This is a genomic window from Mycolicibacter senuensis (assembly GCF_002101885.1).
GTDB classification, from domain to species: Bacteria; Actinomycetota; Actinomycetes; order Mycobacteriales; family Mycobacteriaceae; genus Mycobacterium; species Mycobacterium senuense.
In genome coordinates this window covers 1-17,703 of sequence record NZ_LQPS01000004.1, presented here as the reverse complement: position 1 = coordinate 17,703, position 17,703 = coordinate 1, and the positions used below count along the sequence as shown (strand labels likewise).

Here is a 17,703-nt window from a genome sequence, read left to right as displayed (position 1 = left end):
GGCTCACGCAGTCTTGGTGTACGGGTCCGGCGATTGCGGGCAATAGGCGTGCCGGGCCGCGGTGATGACGCCGTGCGCTTCTGCGGGTGTCACCTGCAGGTGCGCGATCACCGAGATCGGCACCAGCCGCGGCGCGCCGCTCAACGCCGAACAGACCGCATGGCCTTCTTGCACCAGCAGATCACGCAGCGACTCGCACTTGGCACTGCCGCAGATCTGCTTGGCGTAGTCGGGGTGAAGTCCCTCGTGTTCCAGTTCGGCGAAGAACACCTGGTCCTCATTGCTGGGATCGTCGGCGAACGCCGCCGGCGGCGGGTTTGCGATGACACCGGCCAGCACCGCGCTGAAGGTGACGAAGACTGCTTTTCTGTTCATGATGCTGCACCAATCCCGCGAGGACGATGACGTCCATTCTCGCACCGGCAAGGCGCCGGCGACATGGCGAAACCGGTTCGAATTTTGTGCGGGCGGAGGGACTCGAACCCTCATGCTCTTTCGAGCGCCGGCACCTAAAGCCGGTGCGTCAGCCAATTGCGCCACGCCCGCAAGGGCACTCAGTTTAGCCCGCCTACGGAACGACGAAATTGTCGGTAGCACCTCCTAGCGTGTGACCGTCCGGGAGGTAAGCGCATGCGGTCAACCAACGAGTTCAACATGGTGCAGCGCCTCATTGCGTCAGGGATGAATGACTGCGCGATTGCCCGTCAGACCCGCATTCCCCGGAGCACGATACGCGGCTGGCGGCACAACCCATCGCATCGACGACGGGCAGGTGAACCTCACATACATGATTTCGCTACATTGCCTGCCGTCGTCTACTGCTATCTCCTGGGCCTCTACCTTGGTGACGGCTGCATCTCGCGTCAACCTCGGACCTGGCACCTGAGGATCACCCTCGACTCGAAGTACCCCGAAATCATCAAACGCTGCCGCCAGGCAATTGACATCTTGATGCCCGGTCAATGTGCAGGCGCGCTACGGCGCCCCGACAACTGCACCGATGTCTACCTGTACTCCGAGCACTGGCCGTGCCTCTTCCCGCAACACGGCCCCGGCAAGAAGCACCACCGGCCGATCCGGCTGAAGCCTTGGCAGGAAGACCTCGTCAACCAGGCCACCGAGGAATTCATCCGCGGCCTGATCGACAGCGATGGCTGCCGCGTCGTCGCCAACGATCGTGGCGTACGAAGTATCCGCTACCACTTCTCCAACCGCTCCGATGACATCCGCAGGCTGTACTGCGTCGCGCTCGATCATCTCGGAATCCCGTGGTCTCAAAACAGCAAGTACCAGATCGCCGTGTATCGCAAAGCAGCCACGGCACGACTCGACGAGTTCGTCGGCCCGAAGACCTGACAGCCCTCCCGCCCCCAGGCGGTACCGTCAAGGGGTGTCCACTACACGGCGTCGGAGACCGGCACTGATCGTGCTGGTGCTCGTCGCCGCCTGCGCGTGCCTGGCGTTGGGGTGGTGGCAGTGGACCCGGTTCCAGGAGATCAACGGCGACTTCCAGAACCTCGGCTATGCCCTGCAGTGGCCGCTGTTCGCCTGGTTCTGCGTTTACGCCTACCGTAAATTCGTCCGCTACGAAGAGGCGCCGCCCGAGCCGCACCGACCCGATACGGTGACCGAGATCCCGGCCGGGCTGCTGCCGGAACGGCCCGGGCCCGCCACCGCGCCGACCGACGACGCCGCACTGCGGGACTACAACGCCTACTTGGCCGAGCTCACCGCGAACGACCGGAAGAACAGGAACACCGCATGACCGAGACACCCGCCCAGGCCGCCCCCGCCGAGAAGATCCGCAGCGCGCTGCTGCCCTACCGGGTGCTGGCGTGGGCGACCGGCGTCTGGTTGATCGCGCTGTGCTACCAGATCGTGGTGCGCTACGTGATCAAGGTGGACAACCCGCCGACCTGGATCGGCGTGGTACACGGCTGGGTGTATTTCGCCTACCTGTTGGCCACGCTCAATCTGGCGGTCAAGGTGCGCTGGCGGCTCGGCAAGACGATCGGGGTATTGCTGGCGGGCACCATTCCACTGCTGGGCATCATCGTCGAGCACTTCCAGTCGCGAAACATCAAGGCCCAGTTCAACCTCTGACCCCACACCGGGTCAGTTTGCCGGCCGGTTCACCCAGCGCTCCACCCCGCCGTGGCGCGAGCAGGCACCGCTGCGGCGCTTACTGAATGAGTAGGTTCCGTCGCGGCAGACGGCGCTGGCGTCGGCCGGCGGCGACACGACCTCGACCGAGGTCGCCGGCGGCGGTATGAACGTCCGGGACGGCACCGGCGCGGGTTGGGACATCAGCGGAGCCGGCGGCGAGGGCGACTCCGTCACGGTGACGGTCACCCGTTGCGTCGGATGCACGGTGGTGGTCGACGGGGGTGAGACGACGTCGGTGCGATCGTCGCCGCGGTCGACGACCCCGATCATCCCGGCCACCGCTGCCAGCACTGCGGCACCGCCCACCACCCACGGCCAGCGGCGCCGGCCGGCACCGGCCAAGACCATCGCCGGTTCACCGCCGACGGCCTCGGCCAGTGCCCCGGCGAACGCGCGGCAGCCACCGAATCGCCCGGCTGGGTCCTTGGCCAGGCCGGTCGCCAGGACCGCGTCGAGGTGAGCCAACTCCGGCCGCCGCTCGCTGAGCAGTGGCGGCGCGGCGGTCAGGTGCCGGCTGATGATCGTCACCGGGTTGCCGTCACCGAACGGCGGTACCCCGGTGAGCAGATGAAATGCGGTGGCCGCCAGCGCGTACTGATCTGCTCGACCGTCCAGGTCGTCGCCCCGCAGCTGCTCGGGGGCCGCGTAGGACACGGTGCCGACGGTGAAGTTGGTGGCGGTCAGCCCGCTGGCAGCGCCGAGCTGCCGAACGATCCCGAAGTCGGCCAACAAGATCCGTTGGGAGTCACCTTCGGGATCGGCGATCAGGATGTTGGCCGGTTTGACGTCGCGATGCAGCAGCCCACGCTGGTGCGCGTGGTCCAGGGCCTCGGCGATCGCGCCGACGATCGGCAGGGCTTCGTCTTCGGGCATCCCGTTGGGATACCGGTCGGCGATGAACCGTGCCGCGTCGGTACCGGCCACGTAGTCCATTACGAGCCAAAGCTGTCCATCGAATTCGCCGCGGTCGTGGACGCCGACGATGTTGGGGTGAAACAGGGTCGCCGCGAGGTCGGCCTCCAACTGGAACCGCTGGCGGAATTCAGCGTCGGTGGTCAGGTCGGCGGGCAGGACTTTGAGCGCGTCGCGGCGCGGGAGCCTCGGGTGCCGGGCCAGGTACACCTCGCCCATCGCGCCGGAGCCGAGCAGTCGTTCTATGCGGTAACCGGCGAATTCAGCGCCGAGCACTAACGGCACGGCTCACCCCGCGAGCCGTCGCAGCGCCGGTAGCAGCAGGGCCAGCGCACGACCACGGTGCGACTCGGCGTCTTTTTCTGCCGGGCCCAGTTGGGCCGCGGTGCGTACTGCGCCCTCGGGTACGAACACCGGGTCGTAGCCGAATCCGCCGTCGCCGCGGGCTTCGCGGGTGATGCTGCCCGGCCACTCCCCGCGCACCACCACCTCGTGGTCGGGTCCGGCGCCCCACACCAGCGCGCACGCCGACACGAACGCCGCACCGCGCCGTTCGTCGGGAACGTCGCGCAGTTGGGCCAGCAGCAGGGCGGTGTTGGCGCCGTCGTCACCGTGGCTGCCCGACCACCGCGCCGAGAGCACCCCCGGCATACCGTTGAGCGCAACCACGGTCAGGCCGGAATCATCTGCGACACAAGGTAACCCGGTCGCGACATAGCCATCGCGCGCTTTGGCCAGGGCGTTGTCCTCGAACGTCGCCCCGGTCTCGGGCGCTTCGTCATACGACGGCACCTCATCCAGCGAGACGGGACGCAGCCCGGAAACACCGGCGTGCTCGAGCACCCGATTGAGTTCGGCCAGCTTCTTGGGGTTGCGACTGGCCACCAGCAGGTCAGTCAGAGCCGAACGCCTTCTTCGGTGTCGGGCCCTCCGGCAGCACCCCCGGGTAGGGCAGCGCCAACGCTTCGCGCTGCACCACGAACAGCTTCTCGCAGGCGCCCAGCGCCGCGTCGAGCATCTTGTCCAGCGTCGAGCGCGGGAAGGTCGCCCCCTCACCGGTGCCCTGGATCTCCACCAGGGTCCCGGTGTCGGTGGCCACCACGTTCATGTCGACCTCCGCACGGGAGTCCTCTTCGTAGGGCAGGTCGACGCGAACTCGGCCGTCGACCACACCGACACTGACGGCCGAGATCGCGCAGGACAGCGGGCGGGGGTCGGACAGCTTGCCCGCGGCGGACAGGTAGGTGACCGCGTCGGCGAGCGCCACGTAGGCGCCGGTGATGGCCGCGGTGCGGGTACCACCGTCGGCCTGCAGCACATCGCAGTCGATCGCGATGGTGTTCTCCCCCAACGCCGCCAGGTCGATACAGGCGCGCAGGGAGCGCCCGACCAGTCGGCTGATCTCCTGGGTGCGGCCACCGACCTTGCCCCGGACCGACTCGCGGTCGGAGCGGGTGTGCGTGGCCGCCGGCAGCATGGCGTACTCGGCGGTCAGCCAGCCGCGGCCGGAGCCCTTCCGCCAGCGCGGCACACCCTCGGTGACGCTGGCCGTGCACATGACCCGGGTGCCGCCGAACTCGACCAGCACCGACCCGGCCGGGTTCGTGGTGAATCCGCGGGTGATGACGACCGGGCGCAGCTCGTCGTCGAGGCGACCGTCTTCTCGTTTGGACACGCCGCTAACCCTAGTGGAGCGGTGTGTCAGGACCGGTGGTGCGTCAGGCCCGTCGGATGTCGAAACTCTCGTCGCAGACCACCGCGTGCACCGGCCCGTCGAACTCGGCCTTGGCCTCGCGGATCACGTCCTCGCGCGCCGTCCACGGCGGGATATGGGTGAGCAGGAGTTGGCTCACGCCGGCAGCGGCAGCGATGCGCCCGGCCTCGGTGCCCGACAGATGCAGGTTCGGGGGGCGGTTGGGCTCGTGGGTCCATGACGCCTCGCACAGGAACACATCGGCGCCGTGGGCCAGTTCGATCACCTGGTCGCAGTAGCCGGTGTCGCCGCTGTAGACCAGGGTGACACCGGCGGCATCGGTGATCCGCATGCCGAACGACTCGGTCGGGTGAGACACCAGGCTGGGCCGAACGCTGACGCCTCCGAACTCGACGGCTTCACCGTCGACCCAGGTGTGGACGTCGAAGATGTCGGTGATGTCGTCGATCTCGCCGCCGTACGGGGACGACGCCGCGCCCATCCGCGACCAGGTGTCGCTGGGCCCGTATATGACGCCCTTGGGGAACGGCGTGGCCGCCACCGACGGGTGGTAGCGGCGCCAGACGAACAGCCCCGGAAGGTCCAGGCAGTGGTCGGCATGCAGGTGCGACAACAAAACGGAGACGGAGCCGGGATCGACATGGCGCTGCAGTGCCCCCAGCACCCCGCCCCCGAAGTCGATGACCAGCGGCGGGGTACCCGGAGCCTGCAACAGGTAACCCGATGCCGGCGAATCCGGACCCACCACACTGCCGGAGCAGCCGAGCACGGTCAGTCGCACGTTCCCTACTGTGCCATGTTCGCCGCGACCATGACCAAGACACCAACGCTTTGCCCGCTATTCGTCGTCGAAATCACGGTCATGACCGACTCAACGGAGCGTGCCGCTGGACAGCGCCGACACCGGTGATCGCCGGACCCAGAAAGCGGGTGGCCAATGCGGCGAACGCCTCCGGGTCACCGGTGGCCTCGAACACCCGGGTGGCCGGCGGCGCCTGGTGCGGACGCAGCAGATCGCGTTCGGAGAGCACCCGCAGCAACTCCTTGGCGGTCTCCTCCGCGCTGGACACCAGCGTCACCTGCTCGCCCATCGCCAGCTGGATCAAGCCCGACAGCAGCGGGTAGTGGGTGCAACCCAGCACGAGGGTGTCGACCCCGGCGCGCTGCAGCGGCTCCAGGTATCCCTCGGCCAGCCCCAACACCTGCCGGCCGCTGGTGATACCGCGCTCGACGAAGTCCACGAAACGCGGGCAGGCCACCGCGGTGATCTCGGTGTCGCGGGCGGCGGCGAACGCGTCCTGGTAGGCGTGGCTGGTGATGGTCGCCTGCGTTCCGATCACCCCGATGCGGCCGTTGCGAGTGGCGGCCACCGCCCGGCGCACCGCCGGCAGGATCACCTCGACGACCGGCACGTCGTAGCGTTCCCGGGCATCGCGCAGGCAGGCCGCCGACGCGGTGTTGCAGGCGATCACCAGTGCCTTGATGCCGCGCTCGACCAGATCGTCGCCGATGGCCAATGCGTGCGCGCGGACCTCCGGGATGGTCAGCGGCCCATACGGTCCATTGGCGGTGTCGCCGACGTAGACGATGTCCTCGTCGGGCAGCTGGTCGATGATCGAGCGTGCGACGGTCAACCCGCCGACGCCGGAGTCGAAGATCCCGATCACGCCGAGACCGCCCGCCGCCGCGCGCGGGCGTTGCGCTCGGGGCCCGAGAGCAGATAGGCGGCCAGTACCCCGGCGATCGCCCCGCACAGGTGCCCCTGCCAGGACACGCCGCCGCACACGTTCAGCACCGGCACCGCTCCCCAGAGAATCCCGCCGTAGAGCACCAGCACCACCAGCCCGACCAGGATCTGCCAGATTCTGCGGGTGAACCACCCGAACACCACCAAGAAGGCCAACCAGCCGAAGATCAGCCCGGAGGCGCCGATGTGGTCGGTGGGCCCGCACGACGACCCGACGTTGCCGATCAGCCAGGTGCCCAGCCCGCCGGCCAGCCACACGATCGCGGTGGCGAGCAGGAACCGGGTCTGCCCCGCCAACGTCATCAGGAAACCCAGCACCAGCGCGGGACCGGTGTTCGCCAGCAGATGTGCCCAGTTCGCGTGCAGCAACGGCGCGAACAGGACCCCCCACAAGCCGTCGCTCTGCAGCGGCCGGATGCCGTTGCGGTCCAGCTGGTGGCCGCCGACCTGATCGATGGCCTCGACGAGATAGAGCAGGGCGACGAAGCCCACGACGGTGGCCCCGCCGGTGCGCCAGAGCGGCGTCTTGTCGGAACGTGGCGCGGGCGATGCGCCCGATCGGGAGGTCATACCCACATCACGGCCCTCCCGTCGTTCCGGCCGGTTTGCTGCCGAACGCCCCCGGCAACGTGCCGCCGTAGGTCGGTATTCCGGCCACCGGATCGGCGGCCAGCAACCCCACCAGCACCGCGCGGGCCAAACAGTCCGCCGCGGCGGCACCCACCTCGGCGACCAAGCCGGTCTCCGGGGACATCGCGGCCGGAGTATCAGCCAGATCGGGAACCTCGACGGCTCCGGTCGCCAGCGCGAACACGGTATCGCCGTCCACGGGGGTGTGGGAGGGCCGGATGGTGCGCGCCAGCCCGTCCTGCGCGGCGATCGCCATCCGCCGGCAGCCGGCCGGGCTGAGCGCGGCGTCGGTGGCCACCACCGCGATGGTGGTGTTGAGCGAGCGGGATTTGGGTTCCAGCCCGGCGAGCACCGCCAGCTCCTCCGACGGCGGCGCGGTCAGACCGAATTCTTCGACGAGATAGGCCGACCACGGCAGGCCGGTGGTGGCGTCGATGACCTCGCCGCTCGGGTTCACCACCACCAGCGCACCCACCGTGACCGAGTGCTCGCCGCGCTCCCCGAGTTCCAGCGTGACCGACGCGGTGCCCACCCCGCCCTTGAAGACCCCGGCCCGCGCGCCGACCCCGGCGCCGACACAGCCGGTCGCCGGCCTCGCCCCGTCGGGACCGGCGGCAGCCGCCGCGGCGGCATAGCCGAACTCCGCGGTGGGCCGTCGGTCCCAGCCCCCGACCGGCAAGTCGAAGACGACCGCGGCCGGCACGATCGGGACCACACCGCCGTCCAGTGCCACCCCGCGGCCCTGCTCCTCGAGCCAGGTCATCACGCCGTCGGCGCTCGCCAGCCCGTAGGCGCTCCCGCCGGAGAGCACCACCGCGTCCACCCAGCGCACGCTGTTGGCCGGGTCCAGCAGGTCGGTCTCCCGGCTTCCGGGCGCACCCCCCCGGCTGTCGACGGCACCGACCGTGCCGGGCGGCGCCAGCACGACGGTGACCCCGCTGGCCCAGCCGGATCCCAGCGTCGCGTCCGCGTCCAGCCGGTGGTGATGGCCCACCCGGATCCCGGCGACCTCGGTGATCGAACCGGTATCGGTCATCGGCCGGGCCGCCCCATCAGCGCGACCACCAGGTATTCCTGCAGCACCGTGAGCCACTGATAGACGTTGAGCTGGCCGGCCCGCGGATCGCCGGGCGGCAGCCGATCAGGACCGTCGGGCCCGATCTGCAGCATGGTGCCCAGCGCCAGACGAATGTCGTTGATGGCCGCAATCCAGGCATTGGCCTGTTCCTCGGTCAGTTCGAAACGACCGCCCTGTTCCGGCAGCGTGTCCAACACCTGTTGCGCCGCATCATGTTTCGCATCGATGATCTCCGGCTCGTGCAAGCTGCGCAGCGCCGCGTTGAGGCCTTCCGCGTCAAGCGTGGAGTCGCCGGCCGCGGCGCCGTCGCCGTCGGCACGGTAGAAGTCCGGCAACAGCCGCCGCGTGGTGGCGTCCTCCGGCGGCTGGGTGTTACCCGTCTTCATCCCGGTTATCTGTTCGAGTTCGTCGGGCGGAGAGGCGGATTGACGAGCCTCGAGCATCCCGATGATCGAGCCGACGAGGTTGCGGAGCAATGCGGCCTCGTGCAGCGCCAATGCGGACCGGAAGCGGGGACCGCCGTCGGTTTCAACCCGCTTCCACTTGTGCACGGTGAGGTTCGGTTCCCTTCGAGTTGACGTCTCAGCGGTCCTGCTGCATGGTCGCCCACAACCCGGCGGCATGCAGTTTGGACACGTCGACCTCCATCGACTCCCGGCTTCCGGCCGACACCACCGCCTTGCCCTCGTGATGCACCTGCAGCATCAGTTTGGTCGCGTGCGGTTCGCTGTAACCGAACAGCTTCTGAAAAACGTAGGTCACATAGGTCATCAGGTTGACCGGGTCGTCCCAGACGATGGTCACCCAGGGGGAAGCGGTCTCCTCGACCGGGTCGGCATGCCGCTGGCCGGTGCCCTGCGGTTTCACCGGGGTGGACGTCGCTGCTGACGTGGCCATAGCGCTCAGGATACCGAGCCGGGGTGGGGGAAAGTCCAGCCGATACGGTTGGCGGGTGACCACCTCCGCCCGCGGTGGCGGGCTGCTCACCGACAAGTACGAGCTGACCATGCTGGCCGCGGCGCTGCGCGACGGCACGGCCGGTCGACGCACCGGCTTCGAGTTGTTCGCCCGCCGACTCCCCGAGGGGCGCCGCTACGGGGTGGTGGCCGGCACCGACCGGTTCCTTGCCGCTCTCACCTCGTTCAGCTTCGATGACGCCGCCCTGCGGCTGCTCGCGGAATTCTTGGACCCCGACACCGTGAGCTACCTGCGTGATTTCCGTTTCAGCGGCGACATCGACGGCTACGCCGAGGGCGACTTGTACTTCTCCGGGTCGCCGGTGCTGAGCGTGCGCGCCGGCTTCGCCGAGTGCATCGTGCTCGAGACGCTGCTGCTGTCGATCTTCAACCACGACACCGCGGTAGCCTCGGCGGCCGCTCGGATGGTCAGCGCGGCCGACGGCCGACCGCTGATCGAGATGGGCTCGCGGCGCACCCACGAGCAGGCCGCGGTCGCGGCGGCCCGGGCCGCCTACCTGGCGGGATTCGCCGGGACGTCGAATCTGGAAGCGCACCGCAGCTTCGGGGTGCCGGTGCTGGGCACCAGCGCACATGCCTTCACGCTGCTGCACGCCGGCTCCGGCGTTGCCGACGGCGACGGCGAATTGGCAGCATTCCGCGCCCAGGTCGCCGCGCTGGGTGTCGGCACCACGCTGCTGGTGGACACCTACGACGTCACCGCCGGAGTGGCCAACGCCGTCGAGGCGGCCGGCCCGCGGCTGGGCGCGGTCCGTATCGACTCCGGTGAACTGGCGGTGTTGGCGCATCAGGTCCGTGAGCAATTGGACCGGCTCGGGGCCACCGCCACCAGAATCGTCGTCTCCGGCGATCTCGACGAATACGCCATCGCGGCACTGCGTGCGGCGCCGGTGGACAGTTACGGCGTCGGCACCTCGGTGGTGACCGGCTCGGGTGCCCCGGCGGCCGGTTTTGTCTACAAGCTGGTCGAGGTGGACGGAGTGGCGGTGTGCAAGCGCAGCGCCGACAAGACGTCGGCAGGTGGACGCAAACAGGCGCTGCGGACTTTCCGGCCGAGCGGCATCCTCATCGAAGAGGTGGTCCACCCCGCCGGCCGGCCGCCCGAGGTGAGCGGCCCGCACCGGGTGGTGACCGTTCCGTTGGTCCGCGGCGGCGACATCGTGACCGATACCGGGGCGGCGGCACTGGCCGCGGCGCGCGACCGCGTCGCCGCCGGGCTGCTCAGCCTGCCGTGGGAGGGATTGAAGCTGGCTCACGGCGAGCCGGCGATCCCGACCCGGGTGATCCCGCACTGTTGACCGGCCGGTCGGCTAGCGGCCGTTGCGTTCCCGGTGCTTGCACCCGGGCCAGCAGCAGGGCCGCCGCTTACCCTCCTCCAGCTCCTCGCGGGTCCGGCGGATCCGGCGCTCGCGGGTGACCTGCTGCTTGGCGTCTTCGACCCAGCAGATGAACTCGTTGCGCGCCAACGGCGTAATGCTCTCCCAGGCCGCCAACGCCGTCGAACTGGTGAGCAGACCGTCGCGCAGGTCCGCGGGTAACTCGTGCACCGCCCCGCCGGGCAATCGCTGACTTGTCATCGCCTCAGGATACGGGGACGGACACGATGTGACGGGGACGCGGGCTACCGTGTGCACACCATGGCTGACGCGTCCGTACCCGAGCTGCTCGCCACCGCGGTAGCCGCTTTGGGCGGTAGCGAACGCGACGGCCAGGTACGCATGGCCGCGGCGGTGGCGCACGCCTTCGACACCGGCGAACACCTGGCGGTGCAGGCCGGCACCGGCACCGGCAAATCACTGGCCTACCTGATTCCGGCGATCGCACGAGCGCTGGCCGACGACCACCCGGTGGTGGTGTCCACCGCGACCATCGCGCTGCAGCGGCAGCTCGTCGACCGCGACCTGCCGCGGCTGGCCGACGCACTCGAAGACGTACTGCCCCGCCGACCCACCTTCGCACTGCTCAAAGGTCGACGGAATTACCTGTGCCTGAACAAAATCCATAGCGGAACCAGTGATGAATCAGGCGACGCACCGCAGGAGGAGCTGTTCGAGCCGTTCGCTGCCAGCGCCCTGGGCCGGGATGTGCAGCGGCTCACCGCCTGGGCGGACGACACCGATACGGGGGATCGCGACGACCTCAAACCCGGTGTACCGGAACGCTCCTGGGCGCAGGTCAGTGTGTCGGCACGGGAATGTCTGGGTGCCACCCGCTGCCAGTTCGGCACCGACTGCTTCGCCGAGCGCGCCCGTGCCGTCGCCGGCGATGCCGATATCGTCGTCACCAACCACGCACTGTTGGCCATCGACGCCATCTCGGAGACCAATGTGCTGCCCGATCACGACCTGCTGGTGGTCGACGAAGCGCACGAACTGGTGGACCGGGTGACGTCGGTGGCCACCGCCGAGTTGACCGCCGCGGCACTGAGCATCGCGGTGCGGCGGATCACCCGGCTGGTCTCCCCCGAACTGGTCCAGCGCCTCGACGCCGCCTCGCTGACGTTCGGCTCGGCGATCCACGACGGCGCCCCCGGCCGGATGGATTACCTCGACGACGAACTGGCGACGTACCTGGCGGCGCTGCGGGATGCTGCCGGCGCAGTCCGCTCGGCCATCGATACCGCGCCGTCCGATCCCCGAGCCGCGGCCGCACGCAAGGAGGCCGTGGCCGCCCTCTCGGAGATCGCCGACACCGCCGCGCGGGTCCTGACGTCCTTCGAACCGGCCATTCCCGATCGCACCGACGTGGTGTGGCTCAGCCACGAGGACACCCGGGGCTCGGTGCGGCCGGTGCTGCGGGTGGCGCCGCTGTCGGTAGCCGGCCTGTTGCACGATCGGCTGTTCGGCCGGGCCACGACGGTGCTGACCTCGGCGACCTTGACCGTCGGCGGCAGCTTCGACGCGATGGCCGGCGCCTGGGGCCTGGGACCGCCGCATCAACCCGACACCGGTTGGCGGGGGCTCGATGTCGGTTCGCCGTTTCAACATGCCAAGGCCGGCATCCTCTATGTGGCCGCGCACCTGCCGCCACCGGGACGTGACGGCACCGGCACGACCGCACAACTCGACGAGATCGCCGGGCTGATCACCGCCGCCGGTGGCCGCACCCTGGGGTTGTTCTCGTCGATGCGGGCGGCTCGCGCCGCGGCCGAGGCGATGCGTGAGCGGTTGGACATCCCGGTGCTGTGTCAGGGCGAGGACACCACCGGCGCGCTGGTCGAGCAGTTCGCCGCCGACGCCGACACGTCGTTGTTCGGCACGTTGTCGCTGTGGCAGGGCGTCGACGTTCCGGGGCCGTCGCTGTCGCTGGTGCTCATCGACCGCATCCCGTTCCCGCGGCCCGACGACCCGCTGTTGACCGCCCGGCAGCGCGCGATCAGCGCCCGTGGCGGCAACGGTTTCATGGCGGTCGCCGCCAATCACGCCGCGCTGCTGTTGGCCCAGGGCGCGGGCCGGCTGCTGCGCGGCGTCGACGACCGGGGCGTGGTGGCGGTGCTGGACTCGCGGATGGCGACCGCCCGCTACGCCGGTTATCTCCGGGCGTCGCTGCCGCCGTTCTGGGCCACGACCGACACCGACAAGGTCCGTCTGGCGCTGCGGCGGCTCCGCGGCGGTTGAGCGCACTATCGTGATGTCCCATGCGCCGCCGCCACCGTGCTCTCGCCACCGCCTGCACCCTGGTGCTGCTGTTGAGCGGATGCGCGCGAATGCTGGAGGGAACACCGGTGTCGATCTTCGCCGACCCGTTCCGGGTGGGCGGCCTGCAGGCGGTGGACGGCCCCACCGGGTTGCGTCCCGACGCCCCGCCGCCGAGCCGCGAGGTCGAGGGCACCGACGGTGGGCGTATCGACCAGCTCGCCGCCCAGTCCGTCAGTGACCTCGAGGCGTTTTGGACGACCAGTTACCCCAACACCTTCGACGGCGACTTTGAGCCGGTGCGGTCCCTGCTCTCCTGGGATCCCGGCCAGCTACGCGGAACATTCTGCAAGAGCAGGACTTTCCTGCTGATCAATGCGGCCTACTGCTATCTGGACGACACCATCGGGTGGGACCGCCGACTGCTGCTGCCGGCGCTGCGCGGCATCTACGGCGACATGGCGATCACCATGGTGCTGGCCCACGAGTACGGGCACGCGATCGCCCGTGCCGCCGGGATCACCAAGCGGCGCCAGACCCCGACGCTGGTGGCCGAACAACAGGCCGACTGCCTGGCGGGGGTATACCTGCGCTGGGTGGCCCACGGCGACTCACCGCGTTTCACGCTGAGCACCGGTGACGGATTGAACGCGGTGCTGGCCGCGATGCTGGCGCTGCGCGATCCGCTGCTCAATCCCGGCGAGACGGTCGGCGACAACGAGCACGGTTCGGCATTCGAACGGATCTCGGCGTTCCAGTTCGGGTTCACCGACGGCGCCGGATCGTGCAAAGCCATCGACGCCCAGGAGATCGAGCAGCGGCGCGGCGAACTCCCGGTCCAACTGCAGCAGAACGAGACCGGTGAGGTGCCGGTCAGCGAGGATTCGGTACGGGTGATCGTCGACGCGATGAACATCGCGTTCGAGCCGAACAAACCCCCGCAGCTCACGTTCGACGCCGCGGTCGCGTCGTCGTGCACCGACGCCCGGCCCAGCCCACCGGCGTCGTACTGCCCCGCGACCAACACCATCGCGGTCGACCTGCCGGCTCTGCAGGCGATGGGCACGCCCAGCAAGGACCAGAAGCTGGCGACGCTGTCCGGCGACAACACCGCCTATTCGGTACTGGTGTCGCGCTACCTGCAGGCGGTGCAGATCGAGCACGGCGGGCTGGTGCTCGACAACGCCGCCGCCGCGCTGCGCACCGCGTGCCTGACCGGGGTCGCCACCACCCGGCTGTCTCAGGGGGTCACCACCTCCAATGGCAGCATCATCACGTTGACCGCGGGCGATCTGGACGAAGCGGTCGCCGGGCTGCTCACCAACGGCCTGGCCGCCGGCGACGTCAATGGTGAATCGGTGCCGGCGGGCTTCTCCCGCATCGACGCCTACCGCACCGGGGTGCTCGGCGACTTGGACCGCTGTCTCCAGCGCTTTCCGTAACGCCTACCCCCGCGGCCAGACCATGTCAGGCCAGCGTGACCAGTCCCAGCTCGGCATCGCCGGAGAGCAGCGGGTGGCTCGGCAGCACCCGCACCGTGTAGCCGACCGCCCCGGCGACCGGTAGCGGGGTGGTCGTCGAGAACACCTCGGTTCCATCAGCGGCGGTGCGCTCGTGCGCCATCACCACGGTGGCCGGATCCAACAGGGTGTCAACGGAGTCCAGCCGGCCCAGCACCGCCTGCACCGTGACCTCGTCGGGCGCCAGGCCGGCCAACCGGACCGTGGCGGTCAGCGTCAGATCCGAACCCAGTTGCGGGGTGTCGGGCAGGCCGGTGCTGTCGACGTCGGTGATCTCGATGTGCGGCCAGGCGCGCTCCACCCGGGCGCGATAGTCGGCCAGCTGCCGAGCCGCACCGTAGGGCACCCCGTCGACCGGTTCCCGGGTACGCCGCAGCGACTGCGCCGCCGGGGCGTAGCACTGCTCGACGTAGTCGCGCACCATCCGCGAAGCAAGCACCTTCGGCCCCAGCGTCTGCAACGTGTGGTGCACCATCTCGATCCAGCGCGGCGGCACCCCGCGTTCGTCGCGGTCGTAGAACTTCGGGACCACCGACTGCGCCAGCAGATCATAAAGCGCCGCGGCTTCCAAGTCGTCACGGCGGTTCTCATCGTCGACCCCGTCGGCAGTGGGTATCGCCCAGCCGTTCTCCCCGTCGAACCACTCGTCCCACCAGCCGTCGCGAATGGACAGGTTCAACCCGCCGTTGAGAGCGCTCTTCATCCCCGATGTGCCGCAGGCCTCCAGCGGCCGCAACGGATTGTTCAGCCACACATCGCATCCGGCGTAGAGCCGCCGCGCCATCGACATGTCGTAGTCGGGCAGGAACGCGATGCGATGGCGCACCTCCGGGCGGTCGGCGAACCGCACCACCTGCTGGATGAGCGCCTTGCCGCCGTCGTCGGCCGGATGGGACTTTCCGGCGACGATCAGCTGGACCGGGCGCTGCTCGTCGAGCAGCAGTTGCTCCAGCCGGTCGGGGTCGCGCAGCATCAACGTCAACCGCTTGTAGGTGGGCACTCGGCGGGCGAAGCCGATGGTCAACACGTCGGGATCGAACGCTGTTGCGATCCAGCCCAACTCGGCCTCGGAAGCACCCCGGTCCAGCCCGGACCTCAGCAACCGGAATCGGACCTCGTCGACCAGCACCGACCGCAGCTGCGATCGGATCGACCACAGCGCAACGGGATCGACCTGCTGCAAGCGCTCCCAGGCCGCGGGTTCGCTGAACGACTCCGCGGTCGCCAGGTCGCGGCCCAGCTGCAGCCACGGCGCCGCCGCCCAACTGGGCGCGTGCACACCGTTGGTGATCGAGCCGATCGGAACCTCGTCGCCGTCGAAGCCCGGCCACAACCCGTTGAACATGGCCCGGCTGACCCTGCCGTGCAGCCGCGAAACACCGTTGGCCCGCTGGGCTAACCGCAGTCCCATGTGGGCCATGTTGAAAGTGTCGGGGTCGGGTTCGGCGCCCAGGTCTAGGATCCGCTCGACGGGCACCCCGCCGGCCAAGGCGTCGCCGTCGAAGTAGCGGCGCACCATGTCGATGCCGAACCGGTCGATGCCGGCCGGAACCGGGGTGTGGGTGGTGAACACCGTCGCCGATCGCACCACCGCCAGCGCGGTGTCGAATTCCAGGTTTTGCTCGGCGATGAGCTCACGGATGCGTTCGATCCCGAGGAAGCCGGCGTGGCCCTCGTTCATGTGGAACACCTCGGGGGCGGGGGCACCGCTGAGCTCGGTGAACGCCCGGATCGCCCGCACCCCGCCGATCCCGGCCAGGATCTCCTGGCGGATGCGGTGCTCCTGGTCGCCGCCGTACAGCCGGTCGGTGACACCACGCAGCTGATGCTCGTTCTCGCCGATGTCGGAGTCCAGCAGCAGCAGCGGCACCCGCCCGACCTGCGCCACCCAGATCCGGGCGCGCAACCGGCCCGCCCCGGGCAGGGCCACCTCGATCAGTTCCGGGTTGCCGGCTGGGTCTTTCGGGTCGGCCAGCAGCCGCAACGGCAGCCCCTGCGGGTCCAGCGACGGATAGGTCTCGCGCTGCCAGCCGTCGGCGGTCAGCGATTGCCGGAAGTATCCCGACCGGTAGTACAGGCCGACCGCGATCAGCGGCACGCCCAGATCCGACGCCGACTTCAGGTGGTCGCCGGCCAGGATCCCCAACCCTCCGGAATAGTTGGGCAAGGCCTCGGCGACGCCGAACTCCATCGAGAAGTAGGCGATCGCGGCCGGCAGGGTCGCGCCGCCGTCCTGCTGCTGCTGGTACCACCTGGGCTGGGTCAGATACTCGTCGAGATCGGCCGACAGGGCGTCGAGCCGGCCGGTGAACGCCTCGTCGGCGGCCAGGTCGTCGAGCCGCGCCGGACTGACGGCACCCAGCAGCGCGACCGGATCCCGCCCGCACCCGGCCCACAGCTCGGGGTCGATGGTGGCGAACAACTCCTGCGTCGGCTGGTCCCATGACCAGCGCAGGTTCATCGATAGTTGCTCGAGTGCCCGCAGCCGGTCTGGAAGATGCGCACGCACGGTGAACCGGCGGAGTGCTTTCACACGTCGCCACCTTACCGGCGGTTCGGTTGCGAACCGGCCGCTTCATGCCGGTCGGCATCCCCGGCCCATTACCGTGGGCGACAACAGCCCCGCGGTGAACGGAGTGTGAGTGCCTGGTCGTGTCGAGGTCGACGACGTCGAACCGGTCATCTCGTGCGGCCGCTACCCGGCCAAGGCCGTGGTCGGCGAGCTGGTGCCGGTCAAGGCCACCGTGTGGCGCGAAGGCCACGACGCGGTCGCGGCGACCTTGGTGGTGAGCTATCTCGGACGCCGCTACCCGCATCCCGGGGAATCGCCGGCCGCACCGCCGGCTGCCGGCGTCGCACCGCTGCACATCCGGATGCACACCGGGTTCGACGACTACGTGTTCCACGCCGGCTTCACGCCTGATTCGGTCGGGTTGTGGGCCTTCCGCATCGAGGGTTGGGGCGATCCGCTGCAGAGTTGGCGAAACGCCGTGACCGCCAAGCTCGAGGCGGGCCAGAGCGAGACCGAGCTGTCCAACGACCTGTTGGTCGGCGCTGATCTGTTCGACCGCGCTGCGGCCGGGATACCGCCCGCCCAGCGCCGGCCGGTGCAGGAAGCGGCCGTCGCCCTGCGCGCCCCCGGTGATCCGGTGGGCCGGGCCGCGCGTGCCCTCTCGAGTGAGGTCGAGGAACTGTTGGCTCGCCACCCGTTGCGCGAGTTGGTCACCCGCGGCGAGTCCCACCAGGTGTGGGTGGATCGGCCGCTGGCTCGCTTCGGTGCCTGGTATGAGATGTTTCCGCGCTCGACGGGCGGCTGGGATGGTG

Annotated in this window: 19 protein-coding genes and 1 tRNA gene; 7 read left to right on the top strand and 13 right to left on the bottom strand. The window is 69.4% G+C overall.

The window, feature by feature from the left end; all coding sequences use genetic code 11:
- Positions 1-3: 3 nt before the first annotated feature.
- Together AWC24_RS00385 and AWC24_RS00380 are read right to left on the bottom strand one after the other, a co-directional pair.
- On the bottom strand, positions 4-375 hold the full coding sequence (locus tag AWC24_RS00385; protein ID WP_085081546.1) for a DUF732 domain-containing protein: 372 nt from the start codon (positions 373-375) through the stop codon (positions 4-6).
- Positions 376-462: 87 nt separating this feature from the next.
- Positions 463-546 (bottom strand) — tRNA-Leu (locus tag AWC24_RS00380).
- Between the two features lie 84 nt (positions 547-630).
- Here AWC24_RS00380 and AWC24_RS00375 point away from each other — a divergent pair.
- Genes AWC24_RS00375 through AWC24_RS00365 form a run of 3 tightly spaced genes read left to right on the top strand, consistent with a single transcriptional unit; the run spans position 631 to position 2,103 of the window.
- Entirely contained in the window at positions 631-1,356 is a 726-nt protein-coding gene (locus tag AWC24_RS00375; protein ID WP_085081545.1) for an LAGLIDADG family homing endonuclease, read from the top strand.
- Between the two features lie 34 nt (positions 1,357-1,390).
- Positions 1,391-1,765 (top strand): hypothetical protein, encoded by a 375-nt coding sequence (locus AWC24_RS00370; protein WP_174813619.1) that lies wholly within the window; start codon positions 1,391-1,393, stop codon positions 1,763-1,765.
- Complete coding sequence (locus tag AWC24_RS00365; protein WP_085081543.1) at positions 1,762-2,103, top strand: DUF3817 domain-containing protein; 342 nt, start codon at positions 1,762-1,764, stop codon at positions 2,101-2,103. Before AWC24_RS00370 ends, AWC24_RS00365 begins: the two co-directional genes overlap by 4 nt.
- Before the next feature lie 12 nt (positions 2,104-2,115).
- Here the strand turns inward: AWC24_RS00365 and AWC24_RS00360 are convergent, their stop codons facing one another.
- The 9 genes from AWC24_RS00360 to clpS form a co-directional block, all read right to left on the bottom strand.
- Positions 2,116-3,363: a protein kinase domain-containing protein gene (locus tag AWC24_RS00360; RefSeq protein ID WP_085081542.1), complete on the bottom strand. Its 1,248-nt coding sequence runs from the start codon at positions 3,361-3,363 to the stop codon at positions 2,116-2,118.
- A 3-nt stretch (positions 3,364-3,366) separates the two neighbouring features.
- Entirely contained in the window at positions 3,367-3,978 is a 612-nt protein-coding gene (locus AWC24_RS00355; RefSeq protein ID WP_085081556.1) for a non-canonical purine NTP pyrophosphatase, read from the bottom strand.
- Entirely contained in the window at positions 3,971-4,753 is a 783-nt protein-coding gene (gene rph / locus AWC24_RS00350) for a ribonuclease PH (RefSeq protein WP_085081541.1), read from the bottom strand. The genes AWC24_RS00355 and rph overlap by 8 nt, the downstream gene beginning before the upstream one ends.
- Before the next feature lie 43 nt (positions 4,754-4,796).
- On the bottom strand, positions 4,797-5,573 hold the full coding sequence (locus tag AWC24_RS00345) for a cyclic nucleotide-degrading phosphodiesterase (RefSeq protein ID WP_085081540.1): 777 nt from the start codon (positions 5,571-5,573) through the stop codon (positions 4,797-4,799).
- 79 nt (positions 5,574-5,652) lie between these two features.
- A complete protein-coding gene (murI, locus tag AWC24_RS00340; RefSeq protein WP_085081539.1) occupies positions 5,653-6,459 on the bottom strand; it encodes a glutamate racemase in 807 nt (268 codons plus the stop codon).
- Entirely contained in the window at positions 6,456-7,109 is a 654-nt protein-coding gene (locus AWC24_RS00335) for a rhomboid family intramembrane serine protease (protein ID WP_085081538.1), read from the bottom strand. Before AWC24_RS00335 ends, murI begins: the two co-directional genes overlap by 4 nt.
- Before the next feature lie 7 nt (positions 7,110-7,116).
- The gene (locus AWC24_RS00330) at positions 7,117-8,205 is read right to left on the bottom strand and encodes a P1 family peptidase (protein WP_085081537.1); all 1,089 of its coding nucleotides are present in this window, start codon (positions 8,203-8,205) and stop codon (positions 7,117-7,119) included.
- Positions 8,202-8,798, bottom strand: coding sequence for an oxidative stress transcriptional regulator AosR (gene aosR / locus AWC24_RS00325; protein ID WP_085081536.1), 597 nt, complete (start codon positions 8,796-8,798; stop codon positions 8,202-8,204). Before aosR ends, AWC24_RS00330 begins: the two co-directional genes overlap by 4 nt.
- 31 nt (positions 8,799-8,829) lie before the next feature.
- Positions 8,830-9,144: an ATP-dependent Clp protease adapter ClpS gene (clpS, locus tag AWC24_RS00320; RefSeq protein WP_085081535.1), complete on the bottom strand. Its 315-nt coding sequence runs from the start codon at positions 9,142-9,144 to the stop codon at positions 8,830-8,832.
- A 55-nt stretch (positions 9,145-9,199) separates the two neighbouring features.
- Between clpS and AWC24_RS00315 the strand changes: the two genes are divergently transcribed.
- Positions 9,200-10,522: a nicotinate phosphoribosyltransferase gene (locus tag AWC24_RS00315; protein WP_085081534.1), complete on the top strand. Its 1,323-nt coding sequence runs from the start codon at positions 9,200-9,202 to the stop codon at positions 10,520-10,522.
- Positions 10,523-10,534: 12 nt separating this feature from the next.
- On the opposite strand, the gene AWC24_RS00310 is transcribed toward AWC24_RS00315, so the two are convergent.
- Complete coding sequence (locus AWC24_RS00310; protein WP_085081533.1) at positions 10,535-10,801, bottom strand: YdeI/OmpD-associated family protein; 267 nt, start codon at positions 10,799-10,801, stop codon at positions 10,535-10,537.
- A 60-nt stretch (positions 10,802-10,861) separates the two neighbouring features.
- Here AWC24_RS00310 and AWC24_RS00305 point away from each other — a divergent pair, with 60 nt between their 5' ends.
- Entirely contained in the window at positions 10,862-12,841 is a 1,980-nt protein-coding gene (locus AWC24_RS00305; protein ID WP_085081532.1) for an ATP-dependent DNA helicase, read from the top strand.
- 20 nt (positions 12,842-12,861) lie between these two features.
- Positions 12,862-14,301: a neutral zinc metallopeptidase gene (locus AWC24_RS00300; protein ID WP_085081531.1), complete on the top strand. Its 1,440-nt coding sequence runs from the start codon at positions 12,862-12,864 to the stop codon at positions 14,299-14,301.
- 25 nt (positions 14,302-14,326) lie between these two features.
- Here the strand turns inward: AWC24_RS00300 and glgP are convergent, their stop codons facing one another.
- Positions 14,327-16,912 carry an alpha-glucan family phosphorylase gene (gene glgP / locus AWC24_RS00295; protein ID WP_085081530.1) on the bottom strand — a complete coding sequence of 862 codons (2,586 nt, stop codon included), beginning with the start codon at positions 16,910-16,912 and terminating at the stop codon, positions 14,327-14,329.
- A gap of 109 nt (positions 16,913-17,021) precedes the next feature.
- Between glgP and AWC24_RS00290 the strand changes: the two genes are divergently transcribed.
- Positions 17,022-17,703 (top strand): maltotransferase domain-containing protein (locus AWC24_RS00290; RefSeq protein WP_133055674.1); only part of this gene is annotated, 682 nt, incomplete at its 3' end.